The organism is Mesorhizobium sp. M2A.F.Ca.ET.067.02.1.1 (genome assembly GCF_004023285.1).
Taxonomy (GTDB): domain Bacteria; phylum Pseudomonadota; class Alphaproteobacteria; order Rhizobiales; family Rhizobiaceae; genus Mesorhizobium.
On the sequence record NZ_RZSB01000040.1, the window covers coordinates 1 to 18,163 of the forward strand.

Here is an 18,163-nt window from a genome sequence, read left to right on the forward strand (position 1 = left end):
AAATTGCCATGAACACCCATCTGATGATGTCGCGGCGCTTCGCGCCTCTCTTCTGGACGCAATTCCTCTCGGCCTTCAACGACAATTTCCTGAAGAACACGCTGGTGTTCCTCATTCTGTTCACGCTGGCGAAGGATCAGGCCGCGTCCCTGGTGACGCTGGCCGGCGCTGTCTTCATGGCGCCCTTCCTCTTGCTTTCGGCGCTTGGCGGCGAGATCGCAGACCGCTTCGACAAGGCGCTGATCGCGCGGCGGCTGAAATTCACCGAGATCGCCGCGGCCGCCGTCGCCGTCGTCGGCATCGCGCTGTCATCGATCCCGGTGCTGATGACGGCGCTCTTGATGTTCGGCATCATCTCGGCGCTGTTCGGGCCGATCAAATACGGCATCCTGCCGGACCATCTCGAGCGCAAGGAACTGCCAAAGGCCAATGCCTGGATCGAGTCGGCCACTTTCGCCGCGATCCTCGGCGGCACGATTGCCGGCGGCGTCGTTTCAGCCGACGGCATCGGCGTTGCGGTGTTCGGGCCGATCATGATGGCCTTGGCCGCCGGCTGCTGGTTCGTCAGCCGCTACATCCCGTCCACCGGTTCGGCTGCTCCCAACCTCACCATCGACTGGAACATCTTGCGCTCGACCTGGCGGCAGGTCGCCGACCTGCGCACCGATACGCGCATCTGGCGCGCCGGCCTGATGACCTCCTGGTTCTGGCTGGTCGGCGCCATCGTGCTCTCGATCCTGCCGGCGATGATCAAGGATTCACTCGGCGGCAATGAGATCGCCGTCACCGCCTATCTCGCGGTGTTCGCCGTCTCGATTGCCATCGGATCGGCTATCGCAGCCTGGATGTCGCAAGGCCGCATGGTGCTTTTGCCCGCGCCGGTCGGCACCGCGCTGATGGCGCTGTTCGGGCTGCACCTGGCCTGGACCATCGGCAGCATGCAGCCCTCGCCCCAGGCCGAGACGCTTGCCACCTTCTTCGCCGGCCCCAACACCATCCGTGTGGCCATCGACCTCGCCGGCATGGCCATTGCCGCCGCCTTCCTCGTCGTGCCGACCTTCGCCGCCGTGCAGGCCTGGTCGCCGGAGGCGCGCCGCGCCCGAGTCGTTGCCGCGGTCAGCATCGTCAATGCCGGCTTCATGACGGTCGGCGGCATCCTTGTCGCCGCGATCCAGGCGGCAGGCGTCTCGATCGCGGGCATCCTGTTCGGCCTCGTCGTCGCCAACGCGATTGCCGCCTGGCTGATGCTGAAATTCCTGCCGACCAATCCCTTCCGCGATTTCGTCTCGATCCTGTTCCGCGCCTTCCTGCGGCTGGAGGTCGAGGGGCTGGACAATCTCAAGGCGGCCGGCAAGGCGCCGATCCTGGCGCTCAACCATGTCAGCTTCCTCGACGGTCCGCTGGCGCTGACGCTGACCGACGAGGAGCCGGTCTTCGCCATCGACTACACGATCGCCCAGGCCTGGTGGATGAAGCCCTTCATGAAGCTCGCCCGCGCGCTGCCGCTCAATCCGGCGAAGCCGATGTCGACCCGCACGCTGATCAAGATCGTGCAGGGCGGCGATCCGCTGGTCATCTTCCCGGAGGGCCGCATCACCGTCACCGGCGGCCTGATGAAGGTCTATGACGGCGCCGCCATGGTCGCCGACAAGACCGGCTCGATGGTGGTGCCGGTGCGCATCGAGGGCCTGGAGAAGAGCTACTTCTCGCGGCTGACCTCGCAGCATGTGCGGCATCGCCTGTTCCCGAAGGTCAAGGTGACCATCCTGGAGCCGGTGAAGCTCGAAGTCCCCCAGGAGTTGAAGGGGCGCCAGCGCCGGGCCGCGGCTGGCTCCGCGCTCTACCAGGTGATGTCGGACCTCGTCTTCCGCACCCAGAATATCGACAAGACAGTGCTTCAGAAGATCATCGAGACGGCCCATGAGCGCGGCATGAAGGAACTCGCCGTGCAGGATCCGGTCACCGGCTCGCTGAGCTACGGCAAGCTGCTCACCGCCGCCGCGGTGCTCGGCGAGAAGTTCGAGCATCTCTATGCGGGACAAGAGACGCTGGGCATCATGCTGCCCAACGCCAACGGCTCATGCGCGACGCTGCTCGGCGTCATGTCGGCCGGCAAGGTGCCGGCGATGATCAACTTCACCGCGGGTGCGGCCAACATCCTATCGGCCTGCAAGGCGGCCGAGGTGAAGACCGTGCTCACCTCCCGTGCCTTCGTCGAGCAGGCCAAGCTCGGGCCAGTAATAGAGGAGATCGGCCGCTCGGTCGACATCGTCTGGCTCGACGACCTGCGCGCCACGATCGGCCTGAAGGACAAGCTGCTCGGCCTGTTGCGCAAGACGACGCCGCGGGTGGCGCGCAAGGCGGACGATCCGGCCGCGATCCTGTTCACCTCGGGCTCGGAGGGCACGCCAAAGGGCGTGGTGCTGACCCACCGCAACATCCTGGCCAACGCCGCCCAGGCGGCCTCGCGCATCGACTTCCACTCGGGCGACAAAGTGTTCAACGTGCTGCCGATCTTCCATTCCTTCGGCATGACGGCGGGAACGGTGCTGCCCTTGATCTCGGGCGTGCCGGTCTATTTCTACCCCTCGCCGCTGCACTACCGCATCGTGCCGGAACTGATCTACGGGTCGAACGCGACGATCATCTTCGGCACCGATACGTTCCTCGCCGGCTATGCGCGCACCGCGCACCCCTACGATTTCCGCTCGGTGCGCTATTGCTTCGCCGGCGCCGAGCCGGTCAAGGCCGCGACGCGCACCACCTATATGGAGAAGTTCGGCCTGCGCATTCTCGAGGGCTACGGCGTGACGGAAGCAGCCCCGGTGATCGCCATCAACACGCCGATGTACAACAAGTCGGGCAGCGTCGGAAAAATCATGCCCGGCATGGAGTATCGCCTGGACCCGGTGCCCGGCGTCGACGAGGGCGGCCGGCTCTTCGTGCGCGGCCCGAACGTCATGGCCGGCTATCTGCGCGCCGAAAACCCCGGCGTGATCGAGCCGGTGAAGGACGGCTGGCACGACACCGGCGATGTCGTCACCGTCGACGACGCGGGCTTCATCTCGATCCGCGGCCGCGCCAAGCGCTTCGCCAAGATCGGCGGCGAGATGGTCTCGCTTGCCGCGGTCGAGGCGCTGGCCGGTGAACTGTGGAAAGGCTCGCCATCAGCCGTCGCGACGGTGCCGGACGCGCGCAAGGGCGAGAAGCTCATCCTTATCACCGAGGCTGCCGGCGCGACACGCGCGGACTTCCTCGCCTTCGCCAAGGCGAATGGCGCCATGGACCTGATGGTGCCGGCCGAGGTGCGCGTCGTGCCGAAAGTGCCGGTGCTCGGTTCCGGCAAGCTCGACTTCGCCGGCGTGACCAGGATGGTGCGCGGCGAGGAAGAGCTGAAGGTCAAGGCTGCTTGAGCTCAAGGGCTGGAGGAGGCCGGCGTTCAGGCCGGCCTGCCCGTCATTCACTGACAACCGGCATCTTGGCAGACGAATGTCTACATATTTGCTGCCGTCGGGCGCACGATCACTTCGTTGACGTCGACGCCGTCGGGCTGTTCGAGGGCGAAGCGGATCGCGCGGGCGATGGCGTCCGGCGTAAGTGATTTCCGCCGCCACTCCTTCAAAGCCGCGGCCACCTGGGGATCGCTGATGTCGTCGCCCAGTTCGGTCGCGGTCACGCCGGGCGAGATGATCGTGGCGCGGATGTCGTCATGCTCTTGGCGCAGGCCTTCCGTGATCGCCCATACTGCATATTTGGTGCCGCAGTAGACCGCCGCAGTGGGCAGCACGAGATGCGCGCCGACGGACGCCACGTTGACGACGTGCCCGTTTTTCTGCGCGACGAATCGCGGCAGCACCGAAGCGATCCCGTTCAGCACGCCGAAGATGTTGACGTTGATCATGCGCGCCCACTCATCGCGCTTCAGCGCGGCAAGCGGCGACAGCGGCATGACGCCGGCATTGTTGACCAGCACATCGATCCGTCCAAATTCGGCGTGCGCGGCATCGGCGAACGCATCGAAGCTCTCAGCCTCCGTTACGTCGAACTCGCGCCATGCGACCCGTTCACCGATTTCCTCGGCCAGCGCCTTCAGACGCTCGACGCGTCGGGCGCCGATAAACAGCCTGGCGCCCGCCGATGAGAGCTCGCGAACCGTCGCTTCGCCGATGCCGCTCGAGGCGCCGGTGATCAATACAACCTTGTCTTTCAGTCCCGTCATGATCGTTTCCTTTTCGCTTGCGGGTGACGGGTCGAAAAATGGTGGCGCGAAGGCGGAGAGCGGTAGCGTAATCGTCCAAAGAGTTTGCACGATCCTCCAAATAAGCCGACCAAGCCTTGCAACATTGCGCGCGATGCAGATTTATGCAGCATGAACAAAATTGCCGACCTGGCTCAGCTGATCTCGCGGTTCGCACCGGTCTCCGGCATGTCCGGCACCGCTGTGCCCCGGCTGTCGCTCATTCGCGCCGACCATCCCAGCGCGCCGGTGCCGGCGGTCTATGAAGCTTCGCTTTGCATAATCGCCCAAGGGTCGAAGCGCGTCTCGCTGGCCGGCCAGAGCGTGGTCTATGATGCATCGAGCTATCTTCTTGTTTCGGTCGACCTGCCTCTGGTCGGCCATGTTCTCGAGGCCAGTCCGGCCGCGCCATATCTTTGCTGCAAGATCGACTTCGACCCCGCGGCACTTGCCGACCTGCTTGTGACCGAGCAGCGGGTTTCTTCCGAGAAGGACTTGCCCGTGCTTGCCGTCTATCCAAGCGATCCTGACCTGATCGATGCCGCATGCCGATTGGTGAAGCTGCTCGATAGCCCCGAGACCATCGATGTCCTGGCCCCGCTCGTAGAGCGCGAAATCCTCTACCGTCTGCTCACCGGTCCGCATGGCGCAACGCTTCGTCAAATGGGAACCGTCGACAGCCACCTGAACCAGGTGAGCCGCGCCATCGCCACGATACGCAACGGCTTCCACACGCAGTTGCGAATCGACGAGATTGCCGCCGCCTCAGGCATGAGCGCGTCGTCGCTTCACGCCCACTTCAAGGCGATCACACGCATGACCCCGCTCGAGTATCAAAAGCAGCTACGCCTGCAGGAAGCGCGAAGGCTGATGCTGGCCGACGGGGCCAACGCCGGCACGGCCGGTTTCGCGGTCGGCTACGACAGCCCGTCCCAGTTCAGCCGCGAATATCGGCGCCTGTTCGGCGCCCCGCCCCGTCAGGACATCGAGCGCCTTCAGGCTATACCCGGCTCGGCCGCGGCCTATTAACCCGTGCTGAGCGGGGCAGCAGCCTGCAAACAGGCAAGCGCGCCTCAAACCACGACCACCACCTTGCCGAACTGTTCGGGACAGGCGGCTGGAGGCAGCAAGGAGAAACTGCTCCCCCGCCCGCGCCTTAGACTCGATCTCGGAAATGCCTTTACCTGCGGCTTCAATTCGAATGCCGTATCACGCCGACTTCAGCACCGTGAACGGGCGCTTCTGCACCTGCTGCTTTGCCTGGAAGCTTGCGGCGGGCATCGGGCGGCCGACGTGGTAGCCCTGGACCTTGTCGATGCCGAATTCGCGCATCAGGGCCATCTGCTCGTCGGTCTCCACGCCTTCGACCAGGATCTTGTGGCCGCGGTTGCGGACCAGCGCGATGATGTCCTGGAGCATGGCCATGCCCTTAGGCGTGCCGCAGTCATGCAGGAACGAGCGGTCGATCTTGACCGTGTCGAAATCGATCAGGCGCAGCCATGACAGGCCGGCGAAGCCCGTGCCGAAATCGTCGAGCCAGATCTTGATGCCCAGGAGCTTCAGGTCGCTGATGCAACGCAGGATGTCGGAGTCCATCTCCAGCTCGCGCCCCTCGGTGATCTCGAAGGCAAGCCTGCTGCCGGCCACGCCGGTTTCGCCGAGGATGCCGGCGACGGAGGTCGCGAAGCCGGGCGTCTTGAGCTGGATCGGCGACACGTTGACACTGACCACGCGGACTTCGTCATGCGCAAGGACGTCGGTGCACACCGTCCTTATCGCCCAGCGGCCGAGCTCCAGGATGGCGCCGGTGCGTTCGGCCACCGGAATGAACAGGCTCGGCGGAACCAGAATGCCGTCGAGCATCTTGAGGCGCATCAGCGCCTCGACGGCCTCGACCCGGCCCGAGGCTATTTCCTGGATCGGCTGATAGACCAGGGAGACGAGATTCCTGTCGATTGCGATCTTGAGCAAGGCCGCGATGTTCTCGCTCTCGTCGCTGCTCTGCGGATCGGTCGGGTCGAACAGGCGCGCGCAATTGCGGCCGCCGGCTTTCGCCAGGTACAGCGCGCGATCGGCCTCGTGGATGATCTTCTCCAGCTTGGCGCCGGCCTGCGTCCTGGTGAAGGCGGCGCCGACGCTCACCGTCACGATCGAGGTGCCGTCGCGCCGCAGCTCGTGCGTCAGCGCCAGATCCTCCACCGTGCGGCAAATGGCTTCCGAGAGAGCGGCGACCTGTTCCTTGTCGTTCATGCGGGCGAGCACGATGAATTCCTCGCCGCCGTAGCGCCCGATCGAGCCGTTGTATCGCGTGACCAGCTCGCCCAGCGCGTTGGCGACATGGATCAGGCAACGATCGCCCTCCTGGTGGCCATAGCAGTCGTTGAACTTCTTGAAGAAATCCACATCGATGAGGATCGCCGCGAAACGGTTGCCGAGCTTTTGCCAGTCGCTCCAGTATTCGCGCAGCTTCTCGTCGATCGCGCGGCGGTTCTCCAGGCCCGTCAGCGGATCCGTCCGCGATAGTCTCAGCAATGCCTTGCCGCGCTCCGTCGCCTCCTTGTGCTGGATCTTGGCTTCGAGCGCGTTGAGGAAGACGTTGTAGCGCTCCTCGTTCAGCTTCCAGTTCACATAGGAGGTGAAAGTGAAGCAGGAGACGTAGAAGGTACCGAACACCATTTTGTACGTCAGCGAAGCAGGCACGAAATAATTTACCACGTACAGAATGCACAGGATTATGGTCGACGTGATGATCGAAAGCTTGAAGCTGAATGTGAAAAAGAGGTTGGCGCTCATCATGAAGATCGTGCCGAACACCATGTAGTAGGCGACGGTTTCCCGGTCGGCTCCCCAGGATGTAGGCCACAGCCAGCCGATATAGCCAAAGATGATTGCGGCCGCGCAGGTCACGTCGAGCCATTGCGTGGCAACACCGCGGCGAAGCTGGCCCTCCAGCGTCAGCAGCGCGGTCAGGCCGACGGCGAAGCGCGCCGTGATCGTGTAGAGCGCCACATCCGGTATCAGCAGCAGATCCGTCGCCGAGAACAGCACATAGATGGCGACGGCCATCCAAAGCCCGGGCCTGGCTTCCCGCCGCCGCTTCGCCTGCGATTCCTCGCGATAAAGGACGCGCAGCTCGTTCGGCCCCGGGCCGGGACGCGGCTCGTAGGGCTCGACATGCGCCATATCGGCCAATCTGGACGCGACGCGTTCGTCCGCAATGAACCCCTGCTCAAAGGGTTTTTGCCTTTCGAACTCTTTTCTCGCTCCTGCCCCCACGCGGGCCCGCTCCTAGCGAAACAACGGTTTGCCGAGCAATAAAATGCCACGGCGGGAGACAAGTTTGCGTTAACTCGAACCCGAATTCCGGCCCGCAAAATATCCAATGAAGCGAGATGGTTAGCGGGAAATTAATCATATCATTAAAATGCTAACGATCACCGTTGGCAAATCCGACATTCTACGCAATAAGTTAAATGACTGTTAACCACGGAGTATCCAGTGCAGACCGTTTTTGATGGCAAAAGCCTGATTACTGCTAAGACGATTGCCGCCGGTCTGCATCGAGGGAAGCCCGAGCGCCATGGCGGAGCCTTCGAGGACGCTCGCGCGGAGCTCGCGCTCATCCTGTTGACGACGCACCAACAGATCGAGCAGCAGAGGGATCCCGCCGAGATCGTCCGGCGCCTGCTGTCGGTCCTCAGCGCGCTGCGCTCCAGGGTTCATCCCGACGTCTGGCAGGCCTTAATACCGGTGGCACAGAACCACGCGATCCTGCAATATTTCCTCCAGGATCCCCTCACGCACTGGTCCTTCACCAAACCCAGGGGTTATTCCGGCGACGCGCAGCTGCTCGACTTTATCTATTGCGATCCGCATGTGGCCGACGACGTGGCCAACGCCTCGGAGATCGGCAAAGCGCTCTACAGCCATACCCAGAATGTGCCGTCATGCGTCGCGGCGCGGGAACGGCGGGACCTGTTGACCCGATATGTCGACGAGACGGCGGCGAGGAATGGACCGGAAGCGGAAGTGCTGGCGATCGCGGCCGGCCATCTGCGCGAGGCCAACCGCTCGACCGCACTTGCCGAGGGCAGGCTGAAGCGGTGGGTCGCGCTCGACCAGGATCCGCAGAGCGTCGGTCTGATCGCGCGCGATTTCCAGGGCACCGCGATCGAGGCCGTGGACGGCTCGGTGCGAACCGTGCTCACGAGAGGCCACAAGCTCGGCAAGTTCGACCTGATCTATGCTTCGGGCCTTTACGACTATCTTCAGCACAACGTCGCGGTTAAGCTGACGAAGACGTGCCTGCAGATGCTGAAGCCGAACGGCAGGTTCCTGTTCGCCAACTATGCCGAAGGCACTCCCGACGCCGGCTATCGCGAGACATTCATGGACTGGGTGCTGCTGCTGCGCTCGGAAGCCGACATGTGGAACATCATCAATGCCAGCGTCGACCGCAACACCGTCGACGCGCAGGTGTTCTATGGCGAGAACCGCAACGTGCTCTACGCGGTTATCGAAAAGCGCGGCTAGCGACGGTCTCCGTAATTCGAGCGGCATGATCGATCGGGCGCGCCGCTCGATCGGGCGCCGATCCTTTCAGGCCCTCACACAGTCACGAGGATCTTGCCGAACTGTTCGCCAGCCTCGAGAAAGCGGTGCGCCTCGGCGATCGCCTCGAACGGAAACGTCCTGGCGATGATCGGCCTCAGCGCGCCCGATGCGAGGCCATCGAGGATGAAGCGCTTGGCTGTTTGCAGCCGGGCGGGATCGCCGGTGATCTCGTGGACAAGGTAGCCGCGCAGCGTCAACGTCTTCGCCAGGACCTCGAACAGCGGGAACGGCGTCGGCTCAGGGCTGAGGCCGCCATATTCGATGAGAATGCCGCCGCGTGCCATCGCGGCTGCAAGAGGCGTGAAAATCGGGCCGCCGACGGGGTCGAGCACGACGCGCACGCCTTGCGGCGCGATCGCTCTCAGCCGCGCTTCGAGATCGTCCTCAGCCAAGGCCACTACATGCGCAGCGCCGGCATCGAGCAATGGCGTCTTCTTGGCCGATGTCCGGGTGACGGCGATCGGCACGGCGCTAATTCTGTTGGCGATCTGGATGGCGGCGAGCCCGACGCTGCTCGAAGCGGCGGTGATGACGACGGGCTCGTCACCGCACAGATGGGCGATATCGATCAGCGCGCCATAAGCGGTGAGATATTGCATCCATGTCGCCGCGGCGGCCTCGAACGAAAGCGATGGCGGATGCTTGACGACGAGCTCGGCAGGAAAGGTCACAAGCTCGCCATACGCAGGCCAGCGCGCCATCGATCGCGGCGGGATGATGCTGACCGCATCGCCCGGCGCGAAACCAGCGACGCCCTCGCCGATCGCCTCGACAAAGCCGGCTGCCTCAAGGCCGAGGCCTGACGGCAGCGACGGCGTTTCGATGTAAGTGCCGTTGCGCATCGAGGCTTCGGCCCGGTTCAAGCCGAGTGCCCTGACGCGGATCCGCACCTCGCCAGGACCTGGCGACGGAACCTCTATCTCCTCGATGCGAAGCACCTCGGGACCGCCGTGACTGTGAAAGCGAACAACCCTTGCCATCCATGCAACTCCAAATCCAATCGATGGAATGGAACTATGCAGGGGCGTGGAGAGCAGATAAATCGCTGTTCAGGCAGAACAGTCGAAACAATAGGTTTTCAATATGGATCGCCTCGAAAGCATGGAAGTGTTCGTGAAAGCCATCGACCTCGGCTCGTTCACGGCCGCCGCGGCGGCTCTCGAGCTTTCGGGGCCGATGGTCGGCAAGCATGTCCGCTCCCTTGAGGAGCGGCTCGGCGCACGGCTCATCAACCGCACCACGCGCCGGCAGAGCCCGACCGATTTCGGGCGCGCCTATTATGAGCGCTGCAGGATCGTACTGGCGGAAGCGCAGGCGGCCGATGCGCTGGCGGCCGACCAGCTGTCCGAACCTCGCGGGAAACTGCGGGTGACGATGCCGGCGCATTTCGGCCGGCACTGCGTCACACCGATCCTGCTCGCCCTTGCCCGGCGTTATCCGACACTGGAACTGGATCTGTCGCTCAGCGACCGCTTCGCCGATCTCGTCGAGGATGGTTTCGACCTGGCGATCCGTACCGGCCCGCTGGATGATCGGGCTGGCATCATCGGGCGCCGAGTCGCGCGCCAGCGCATGGTCGTCTGCGCTTCGCCGTCCTACATCGAGACCTTCGGCAAGCCCACCGATCTTGAGGATATCGCCGCCCATCAGGCGATCGTCTACCGGCGGCTCGGCCATGTGTTGCAGCCATGGCTCTTCCCGCGCGATGACGGTTCCGTCGCAGAGTTCGCGCCGGTCGGTCGATTGCGTCTCGACGATCTCGATGCCATCGCCGACGCGGCGAGCGAAGGCATGGGGCTGGCCTGGCTGCCATACTGGCTGGTGCGTGAGCGTGTCGAAGCAGGCAAGCTCATCCGCGTGCTGCCTGACAAGCCGGACTATCTCTACGATTGCCACGCACTCTGGCTCCAGATGCCGCATCTGCCGTTGAAGGTGCGGCTGGCCATCGACGCGCTGGCGGCGGGATTGCCGAAGCTGACGAAGTAAAGCGCGTCGCGATCTTCAGATTCGCTCCATGCGCTTTAGGTTTTTAGTTTTACGCATGTCTTTATCCCGAAACCAGTTCCCACTTTCGGGAGACATGCTTTAGGCCGCTTTGTCGCGATCAGTATCGCCTCGCCTGATCAAGGCATCTCTAAAGCATTTGAAAGAAAAAGGCCGGGCGCGAAAGCGGCCCGGCCAAGCATGAAGGTCATAACCTTCAGAGGGGAACATCGCCCGGCGCAATGGGAGGAAAACGCCGAGCGATGCAGCCTATTTGGGGTCTCGGCGGCGTATTTTCCACGAACGAAATTCCAAAAAATACCGAGATCGCGAAAAAATCTCGCTTAATCATTGTGAAGTCGTCAGCCGGCGGCCGATGCTTTTTCCAACAGATCCGCATAATGGCGCCGGGCTACGTCGGGATGTGACCTCAGCCGGCTTTTCAGCACATTGGTTCCGACGTTGCGAAACAGCGGGTTGTCAGGGTCGCTGGCCGGGCCGCGCGCCTCGGCCGCCAGCTCCTCCGGCAGGTCGAGCAGCGGGATCGTGGCGTCGAGACGGGCGCCGAAGAAGAACGGCACCGAAATCCGTTCGACGCCGGCGGGCGGCGTGACGACGCGGTGCACGGTCGCCCTGAGATAGCCGTTCGAGGCGAGTTCAAGCAGTTCGCCGATGTTGACGACCAGCGTTCGCGGGATCGGGTCGACATCGACCCAGCTGCCGTCATACTCGACCTGCAACCCCTTGTTCTCGTCCTGCAGCAGAAGGGTGAGGAAGCCGCCATCCTTATGCGCGCCGACGCCCTGGTCGTCGCCGGTCGTGTCGCGGCCGGGATAGCGCACGATCTTCATGCGGTGGTTCGGCTCGCCGCGATAGATCGCATCGAAGGCATCCTCCGGCTGGTCGAGCGACAGCGCGAATGCCTTGAGCAGCCGGATCGCCACATCGGCCGCCTTGGCCTGCCAGGCGAGCAACGCCGGCTTCAGATCGGGGAGCGCGGCCGGCCACTGGTTCGGGCCCTGCAGCCGCGTCCAGGCCGGCACGCCCGGCCCTTGCGCAATGGTCGCGCGTTCGACGCCGATGTCGAGCTGCTCGCGCCAGTCGGCCTTGCCGCTGGTCAGTTCGCCGCCGGCGCGCGTATAGCCGCGGAACTGCGGCGACTTCACCATTTCGATGGCAAGCTTGTCGGCTTCCGGCAAGGCAAAGAAGCCGCGCGCGGCACCCAGCACCGCGTCGATCTCCGGTTGGGTGATGCCGTGACCGCTCAGATAGAAGAACCCGACATCGCGGGCGGCGGTGCGCAAATCAAACAAGAAAGTTCGAAGCTCGGATGGACCCTGCTCCAGGCGGTCGAGATCGAGCACCGGAACTATTCTTGGCATGGACAGGCTCCTCTTGTCGGTAACTCTTTGTTTTAGCTCCCCATCGCACGATGACATGCGTGTCATTGCCGGTGAAGAAACACACCGAACAATCTCATTGCAAACGCAGCATACCAGCGCTCAATTCCCGGCTTTTGCGGCAAATTGCGTTCGGATGCCGCACATCATCCGCGATGATCCAGACGAGCGACCAGCCGGTCGCCGATCCACTGGATGCCGCAGACGAGCACGATGAGCACGATGACAACGGCGACCATGACGCTGGTTTCGAAGCGCTGATAGCCGTAGCGGATGGCGAGATCGCCGAGACCGCCGGCGCCGATGGCGCCGGCCATGGCCGAGGCGCCGACCAGCGTCACCAGCGTCACGGTAAAGCCGGCGACGATGCCCGGCAGCGCCTCCGGCACCAGCACCTCGCGGATGATCGTCCAGCGGTTGCCGCCCATGGCGCGCGCCGCCTCGATCAACCCGTGGTCCACCTCGCGCAGCGACACTTCGGCAATGCGCGCGTAATAGGGCGTCGCCGCGATCGACAGCGGCACGATCGCCGCCCAGGTACCGATCGAGGTGCCGACGATCAGCCGCGTCACCGGGATCAGCGCCACCAGCAGGATGATGAACGGCACCGAACGGAAGCCATTGATGACGGCGCCAAGGATGCGGTTGACCCAAAGGCTTTCGGCGATGCCGCCGCGATCGGTGGCGACCAGGGCAAGGCCGAGCGGCAGGCCGAAGACAAGCGAGATCAGACCGGACGCGCCGGTCATCAGCACCGTCTCCCAGATCGAACGAAGCAGGAGTTCAAACAGGACCGGCGACATGGCCAAGCACCTCCACCCGCGCGCCGCGGTTCTTCAGGAAAGCGATAACCGCCGCCAGATGGGCAGCGTCGGCTCCAGGGAGCGCCACGAACAACGTGCCGACCGGCTGCTGCTGCACATGGTCAATGCCGCCATGCACAAGCCGGAACGCGCCGTGCACGCTGGCGCCAAGCTCGGACAGCAGCGGGCGACGCGCCGCCTCGCCGGCGACGTCGATCCGGAGGATCGTTTCCGCCCCTTCGCCCGGAACCAGCCGGCTGGCAATCTCGGGCGGCAGTTGCGGCCGGATGCCGCCGAGCAGGCTGCGGGTGATCTCCGACTTCGGATCGGCGAAGACCTGCCAGACGGCGCCCTCCTCGACGATCCGGCCGGCATCGATCACCGCCACTCGATCGGCGATGGAGCGGATCACCTCCATCTCATGCGTGATCAGCAGGATGGTGAGGCCGAGCCTGGAATTGATGTCCTTGAGCAGCGCCAGGATCGAGCGCGTCGTTTCCGGATCGAGCGCCGATGTCGCCTCATCCGACAAGAGCAGCGCCGGCCGCGCGGCCAAAGCCCTGGCGATGCCGACGCGCTGCTTCTGGCCGCCCGACAGCGAAGCGGGATAGGCCTTGGCTTTCTCCGACAGGCCGACGAGTTGCAGCAGCTCGGCCGCGCGGGCCACACGCTCGGCGCGCGGGCGTCCTTCGATCTTGAGCGGCAGCGCGACATTGTCCTCGACGGTCTTGGCCGACAAGAGATTGAAATGCTGGAACACCATGCCGATGCGGCGGCGCAGCGGCTGCAGCTCGCGCTCGCCGAGGCGGCTGATCTCGCGCCCCTCGATGAAGACCTCGCCGGAATCCGGCCGCTCCAGCCCGTTCAGACAGCGGATCAGCGTCGACTTGCCGGCGCCGCTGCGGCCGATGATACCGAGGATCTCGCCCTTCTTCACGGTCAGCGAGACGCCGTCGAGCGCCGCCGTCGCGCCGAAGCGGCGCTTCAGATCGACGAGGCGGACAACGTCTTCCCGCCCGGTCGGCTCGACGCGGACCGGATCGGCAAGTCCGGCGGTGACGTGCTGGTTCATCTCTGTTTCCGTTTCAGTGCCACGCAAACGCGACGGCGGCCCGCTCAACAGCGGACCGCCCATTTCTGCCAACCATGCGCCGGTCAATAGGCGCTGATCCCGGTGCCCTTGTAGACCTTGTCGAACTCGGCCTTGACCGTCTCATTTTGGTAGGAGGCGACCAGCGTCTTCACCCAGGGCTCGTTCTTGCTTCCGATCTTGACCGCGATGAAGTTGCGGTAGGGATTGTCGGCCACCGGCTCCTGCGCGATGCGGTTTTCCGGGCCGAGGCCGCTCTTCAGCGCCCAGTCGGTGTTGACGACCGCGGCGTCAAGATCGTCGACCGAGCGGCCGACGATGCCGGCGTCGAGCTCCTTGATCTCGAGCTTCTTCGGGTTGTCGGCAATGTCGGCGGTCGTCGCCAGGATGCCGGTGCCGTCTTTCAGCTTGATCAGGCCCTCATGCTCCAGCACGTGCAGCGCGCGGCCCTCGTTGGACGGGTCGTTGGGCAGGCCGATGACAGCGCCTTCCGGCAGGTCGGCGACCTTGGCATGCTTCTTCGAATAAAGCCCTATCGGCCAGACGCCGGTATAGCCAACCGGCACGATGTGGTAGCCTTGCGTCTTGATCTGGTTGTCGAGATACGGCTTGTGCTGGAAGGCGTTGGCGTCGATCTCGCCCCGCTCCAGCGCCTCGTTGGGCTGGGTGTAATCGTTGAAGACGACTGTCTCGATGGTCAGCCCTTTCTTGGCCGCCTCGGCGGTGACGACGCGCCAGACATCCTCATCCTCGCCGCTGATGATGCCGACCTTGATCGCCTTCTTCTCCTCGGCGAAGGACGACGACGGCGCGTTGAGGCCGATGACGGCCAATGTCGTGGCGAGAAGCGCCGCCAGTCCGGCGCGCCTGGTGGTTGACGTAACGAGAGAATTTGAAGCGTTGCCGGGTTCGGACATGATGCGTTCCTTGCAATCCTGAAATCATTTGGGCCTGGCGGGATGCGAAGCCTTGATATCAAGCATCACCAATGCTGCCGGCTCGGGCAAAGAAGCGCATTTCCTCTCGGACGGGAGGCGGAAAATATTCTCTCAAAGATTTTATGACTTGGAGCACATCGGCCGCTGGCAAGCGGATATCGACGGCAAGGCGATGGAAACTTGCGCGTCTAAAGCTCGTCGCGCCGAACCGGATTCTGGCGACGCGGCCTTAAGTCTTTGTTTGATGCATGTCGTTGTCCCAGAACCGCTGCACAGTTCTGGGCGCCATGCATTAGGAAGCCCGCCGGGTGACACGCAAGGACGGCCGGCCGTCTGCCGGCAGCGACGAGACGGTGGGCAGGCCTCGCGCTTCCTGCACAGGGTAGCCCAACCGTTGCAGGCTGGCCCGCGCCAGCGCCGCATTGCTGTCGACGACGACCAGTCCGTTCGTGTCGCCGAGGCTGGCTGCCACGACGGACAGTTCGGTGCAGCCAAGTAGGGCGACATCTGCGCCGGCCATTTGCGCGAGATGAAGCGCGCGCTCGGTCTCGGCCGCGGCTTGCGCGATCGAACCGGCCTTGACGAGCATGATCGCGCTGTCGACGCGTTCCTGAAACTCGGCATCCTGCGGAAGGCAGAGGTCGAAGCCCGCCGCCGCTATCCTGTGCTGATAGAAACCGGAAACCAGGGTGCCCCGGGTTGCGAGGTTCGCCACCCTGCCCCGGTCCAGGCCGCGGCGGATTTCCGCCACCACCGCGTCGCCGATATGGATGATCTCGGCTGACGAGTTCGCCGCCAGCTTGTCGTACCAATGATGGGCGGTGTTGCAGGGCATGGCGATGCAGGCAACGCCGAGCGCGTTGAGCGTCGAGACCGCAGCGGTCAGCGGGGCCAGCGGCCCGTCATGGTTGCTGAGGATCGCTTCGGTCCTGTCGGGCAGCTGCGGCACGCTGAGGATGACGGAAGGCACATGCTCGTTGTCGCGCAGCGCCTCGGTCATCCGTGTCAGCTTGAAATAGAAGTCGGCCGACGCCAGCGGCCCGAGGCCGCCAATGATGCCGAGCTGCGGACGGATGGCGTCGTCGATCATCGGGCGGGCTCGGCTTCGAGACCTTGCGCGACGGTTTCGGCGCTCTGCACCGTCTCCCTATGGCTGGGTGCGATCATTGCCGTGCTTGCCGCCACGGTGGAGACGCTGGACAGCGTCATCAGCGTGTCCACGGCCGCGTCCACCGCGACGAACAGGGCGAATGCCGCCTCGAAGGGAAGCTTCAGATAGCCGCAGACGATGGACATCTGCGAGAGGATGAGCAGGCTGCCCATGCCGCCTGTCGTCAGCGCCAGAAGCGCGGAGACGACGCCGACAAGCATGAGGTCCGGGATCGCCAGCTGATGGCCGTAGAGCTGGGCAATGAACAGGGCGCCGGATGTGTAGACCAGCGCCGGCCCGGTCCGCAGCAGCGCCGCCTGCAGCGGCACGAGCAGCTCGACCACCACCAGGTTGAAGCGCAGCCGCTCGCTCAAAAGATTGATGACCCAGGGCAGCGACGCGACGGTGGAGCGCGTCGTGATGGCAACCATCAGAAGCGGCTGAAGGGTCTTGATCGTGGCCCAGTAGCTTCGCCGCGACCTGATGGCGATAATCGCGAACGCGCCGGCGAGGAATGTCAGGCAGGAAAGGCCCATCACCAGCAGATAGCCGCCCATCAGCATCAGCGGCTTGGTGCCGGTCGACGCGGTCTGGTCGGCGATCAGGACGAAGGTTGCGAAGGGCAGTCCCCAGACGAACCAGTTGGTCAGCACCGTGCAGGCCCGATACACCGCGTGGAGCGCCTGTGAGAGGCTCAGCGACGAGGGCTGGGGAATCTTGCCCATCGCCAGCCCGAAAAGCAGGCAAAACAAGAGGACCTGGATGGTCTGGCCCGAGGCCAGCGCGTTGAAAACGTTGTTCGGCACCAGGTCCAGGAAGATCGAATGTCCGCCGTTCGGATCGGCGGTGGGAGGTGGCGGCTGGAACGGGAAGGCGAGATCGGTGGAGACGCTGCCTTGCGAATTGATGAATTCGCCGAGCTCGATGCGCGACTGTGGGTTCTCGATCTGGCCCGGCTTGAGGATCAGCGAATAGGTGCCGCTGACCAGCACGGCGAGAAACGACACGACCAACACGGCTATACCCACCTTACCGAGATAGCGGACCGATTTCGGGTCCTGAACCATGGCTGTGATCGAGAAGATGACGGACGAGACCAGGTAAGGCAGGACGACCATCTTGAGGAAATTCAGGTAGACCTGCGCCACGGGGCTGATCGCATGGGCGAAGGTCGGGTAGTACAGTCCGCACAGAATCCCGGCCAGGATCATGATGATCGTCGTCAACGGCGAGCGCAGGATGCGCTTTGCCGCCAGGCGCCAATCGAGAGGCATGGGTGCGGCTGCATCCGAGACGGCCATTGTCAGGCTTTGCTCCCCTGGCGATAGCGCGCAATGATCTCGTCGGTGTTGAGGACCTGCTGACCCCTTGCCAGATCGAGATAGAGATCGACAAAGGCCGCGAGATGCGGATTGGCCGGGCTGACGCCGACCGCGATTGTGTCGACCTTGTCCGTCAGCGTGATCGAGCGCGCGACGACAGTCATCGACGGGTCATCGACCATCAGCTTCTTGATCTCGAAATCATCGCGATAAGCAAGGTCGATCGTGCCATTGCGGATCGCGTCGATGACCGTGTTCCAGCCCGCGAAGCGCTGGATCGTGGCGTGCGGGAAAGTGGCCGCCGCATACGTGGCGAAGGACGAGCCTTCGATCACGCCGAGATCGCCGGAGAAATCGCGGATGATCTGTTCGGGCGGCTTGCCTTGCGTGATGCGCGCCAGGTTCACGCGATTGGCGAGCAGCCCCTGATGCAGCATGGCATAAGGGCGTGAATAGAGGATCGAGCGGCCGCGCTGAAGCGTGCGGCTGAGCTTGCCGATCGCCAGGTCCGCCTGACCGGAGATCAGTTTTTGCACCATGCCATCGAAGGTCACGGCGGACCGGTCGAACACGGATTCGACGCCAAGCTCGGCGGCTATGCCGCGCGCAAGGTCCATGTCGATACC

At 63.9% G+C, this 18,163-nt stretch carries 14 protein-coding genes; 4 read left to right on the forward strand and 10 right to left on the reverse strand.

The window, feature by feature from the left end; genetic code table 11:
* Nucleotides 1-8: 8 nt before the first annotated feature.
* The gene (locus EOA28_RS06170; RefSeq protein WP_127251664.1) at nt 9-3,413 is read left to right on the forward strand and encodes an acyl-[ACP]--phospholipid O-acyltransferase; all 3,405 of its coding nucleotides are present in this window, start codon (nt 9-11) and stop codon (nt 3,411-3,413) included.
* An 80-nt stretch (nt 3,414-3,493) separates the two neighbouring features.
* Here the strand turns inward: EOA28_RS06170 and EOA28_RS06175 are convergent, their stop codons facing one another.
* The gene (locus EOA28_RS06175) at nt 3,494-4,219 is read right to left on the reverse strand and encodes an SDR family oxidoreductase (protein ID WP_127251665.1); all 726 of its coding nucleotides are present in this window, start codon (nt 4,217-4,219) and stop codon (nt 3,494-3,496) included.
* Between the two features lie 150 nt (nt 4,220-4,369).
* Between EOA28_RS06175 and EOA28_RS06180 the strand changes: the two genes are divergently transcribed.
* Entirely contained in the window at nt 4,370-5,266 is an 897-nt protein-coding gene (locus EOA28_RS06180; RefSeq protein ID WP_127251666.1) for an AraC family transcriptional regulator, read from the forward strand.
* Nucleotides 5,267-5,446: 180 nt separating this feature from the next.
* On the opposite strand, the gene EOA28_RS06185 is transcribed toward EOA28_RS06180, so the two are convergent.
* A complete protein-coding gene (locus EOA28_RS06185) occupies nt 5,447-7,420 on the reverse strand; it encodes an EAL domain-containing protein (protein WP_127251667.1) in 1,974 nt (657 codons plus the stop codon).
* A 315-nt stretch (nt 7,421-7,735) separates the two neighbouring features.
* On the opposite strand from EOA28_RS06185, the gene EOA28_RS06190 reads away from it, so the two are divergent.
* Nucleotides 7,736-8,770 (forward strand): class I SAM-dependent methyltransferase, encoded by a 1,035-nt coding sequence (locus tag EOA28_RS06190; RefSeq protein ID WP_127251668.1) that lies wholly within the window; start codon nt 7,736-7,738, stop codon nt 8,768-8,770.
* Between the two features lie 74 nt (nt 8,771-8,844).
* Here the strand turns inward: EOA28_RS06190 and EOA28_RS06195 are convergent, their stop codons facing one another.
* Nucleotides 8,845-9,831, reverse strand: coding sequence for a zinc-dependent alcohol dehydrogenase family protein (locus EOA28_RS06195; RefSeq protein WP_127386203.1), 987 nt, complete (start codon nt 9,829-9,831; stop codon nt 8,845-8,847).
* 103 nt (nt 9,832-9,934) lie between these two features.
* On the opposite strand from EOA28_RS06195, the gene EOA28_RS06200 reads away from it, so the two are divergent.
* Entirely contained in the window at nt 9,935-10,837 is a 903-nt protein-coding gene (locus tag EOA28_RS06200; RefSeq protein WP_127252993.1) for a LysR family transcriptional regulator, read from the forward strand.
* A 359-nt stretch (nt 10,838-11,196) separates the two neighbouring features.
* Here EOA28_RS06200 and EOA28_RS06205 read toward each other — a convergent pair whose 3' ends face one another.
* From EOA28_RS06205 to EOA28_RS06235, 7 genes are all read right to left on the reverse strand, one after another.
* On the reverse strand, nt 11,197-12,216 hold the full coding sequence (locus EOA28_RS06205) for an isopenicillin N synthase family oxygenase (protein ID WP_127252992.1): 1,020 nt from the start codon (nt 12,214-12,216) through the stop codon (nt 11,197-11,199).
* Nucleotides 12,217-12,380: 164 nt separating this feature from the next.
* On the reverse strand, nt 12,381-13,037 hold the full coding sequence (locus EOA28_RS06210) for a methionine ABC transporter permease (RefSeq protein ID WP_042638989.1): 657 nt from the start codon (nt 13,035-13,037) through the stop codon (nt 12,381-12,383).
* Nucleotides 13,018-14,109 (reverse strand): methionine ABC transporter ATP-binding protein, encoded by a 1,092-nt coding sequence (locus EOA28_RS06215; RefSeq protein ID WP_126078710.1) that lies wholly within the window; start codon nt 14,107-14,109, stop codon nt 13,018-13,020. The genes EOA28_RS06210 and EOA28_RS06215 overlap by 20 nt, the downstream gene beginning before the upstream one ends.
* An 83-nt stretch (nt 14,110-14,192) precedes the next feature.
* The gene (locus tag EOA28_RS06220) at nt 14,193-15,044 is read right to left on the reverse strand and encodes a MetQ/NlpA family lipoprotein (RefSeq protein ID WP_127252991.1); all 852 of its coding nucleotides are present in this window, start codon (nt 15,042-15,044) and stop codon (nt 14,193-14,195) included.
* Between the two features lie 313 nt (nt 15,045-15,357).
* On the reverse strand, nt 15,358-16,155 hold the full coding sequence (locus EOA28_RS06225) for an amino acid racemase (protein WP_127252990.1): 798 nt from the start codon (nt 16,153-16,155) through the stop codon (nt 15,358-15,360).
* A complete protein-coding gene (locus EOA28_RS06230) occupies nt 16,152-17,489 on the reverse strand; it encodes a cation:dicarboxylase symporter family transporter (RefSeq protein WP_245463211.1) in 1,338 nt (445 codons plus the stop codon). The genes EOA28_RS06225 and EOA28_RS06230 overlap by 4 nt, the downstream gene beginning before the upstream one ends.
* Nucleotides 17,490-17,518: 29 nt before the next feature.
* On the reverse strand, nt 17,519-18,163 hold a 645-nt coding region (locus EOA28_RS06235), incomplete at its 5' end, for a transporter substrate-binding domain-containing protein (RefSeq protein ID WP_128314706.1).

What these genes read in the sequence shown, in the direction of transcription:
- EOA28_RS06170 (WP_127251664.1), top strand. Translation starts at nt 9, where the DNA reads ATGAACACCCATCTGATGATGTCGCGGCGCTTCGCGCCTCTCTTCTGG.
- EOA28_RS06175 (WP_127251665.1), bottom strand. Translation starts at nt 4,219, where the DNA reads ATGACGGGACTGAAAGACAAGGTTGTATTGATCACCGGCGCCTCGAGC.
- EOA28_RS06180 (WP_127251666.1), top strand. Translation starts at nt 4,370, where the DNA reads ATGAACAAAATTGCCGACCTGGCTCAGCTGATCTCGCGGTTCGCACCG.
- EOA28_RS06185 (WP_127251667.1), bottom strand. Translation starts at nt 7,420, where the DNA reads ATGGCGCATGTCGAGCCCTACGAGCCGCGTCCCGGCCCGGGGCCGAAC.
- EOA28_RS06195 (WP_127386203.1), bottom strand. Translation starts at nt 9,831, where the DNA reads ATGGCAAGGGTTGTTCGCTTTCACAGTCACGGCGGTCCCGAGGTGCTT.
- EOA28_RS06200 (WP_127252993.1), top strand. Translation starts at nt 9,935, where the DNA reads ATGGATCGCCTCGAAAGCATGGAAGTGTTCGTGAAAGCCATCGACCTC.
- EOA28_RS06205 (WP_127252992.1), bottom strand. Translation starts at nt 12,216, where the DNA reads ATGCCAAGAATAGTTCCGGTGCTCGATCTCGACCGCCTGGAGCAGGGT.
- EOA28_RS06210 (WP_042638989.1), bottom strand. Translation starts at nt 13,037, where the DNA reads ATGTCGCCGGTCCTGTTTGAACTCCTGCTTCGTTCGATCTGGGAGACG.
- EOA28_RS06215 (WP_126078710.1), bottom strand. Translation starts at nt 14,109, where the DNA reads ATGAACCAGCACGTCACCGCCGGACTTGCCGATCCGGTCCGCGTCGAG.
- EOA28_RS06220 (WP_127252991.1), bottom strand. Translation starts at nt 15,044, where the DNA reads ATGTCCGAACCCGGCAACGCTTCAAATTCTCTCGTTACGTCAACCACC.
- EOA28_RS06225 (WP_127252990.1), bottom strand. Translation starts at nt 16,155, where the DNA reads ATGATCGACGACGCCATCCGTCCGCAGCTCGGCATCATTGGCGGCCTC.
- EOA28_RS06230 (WP_245463211.1), bottom strand. Translation starts at nt 17,489, where the DNA reads ATGCCTCTCGATTGGCGCCTGGCGGCAAAGCGCATCCTGCGCTCGCCG.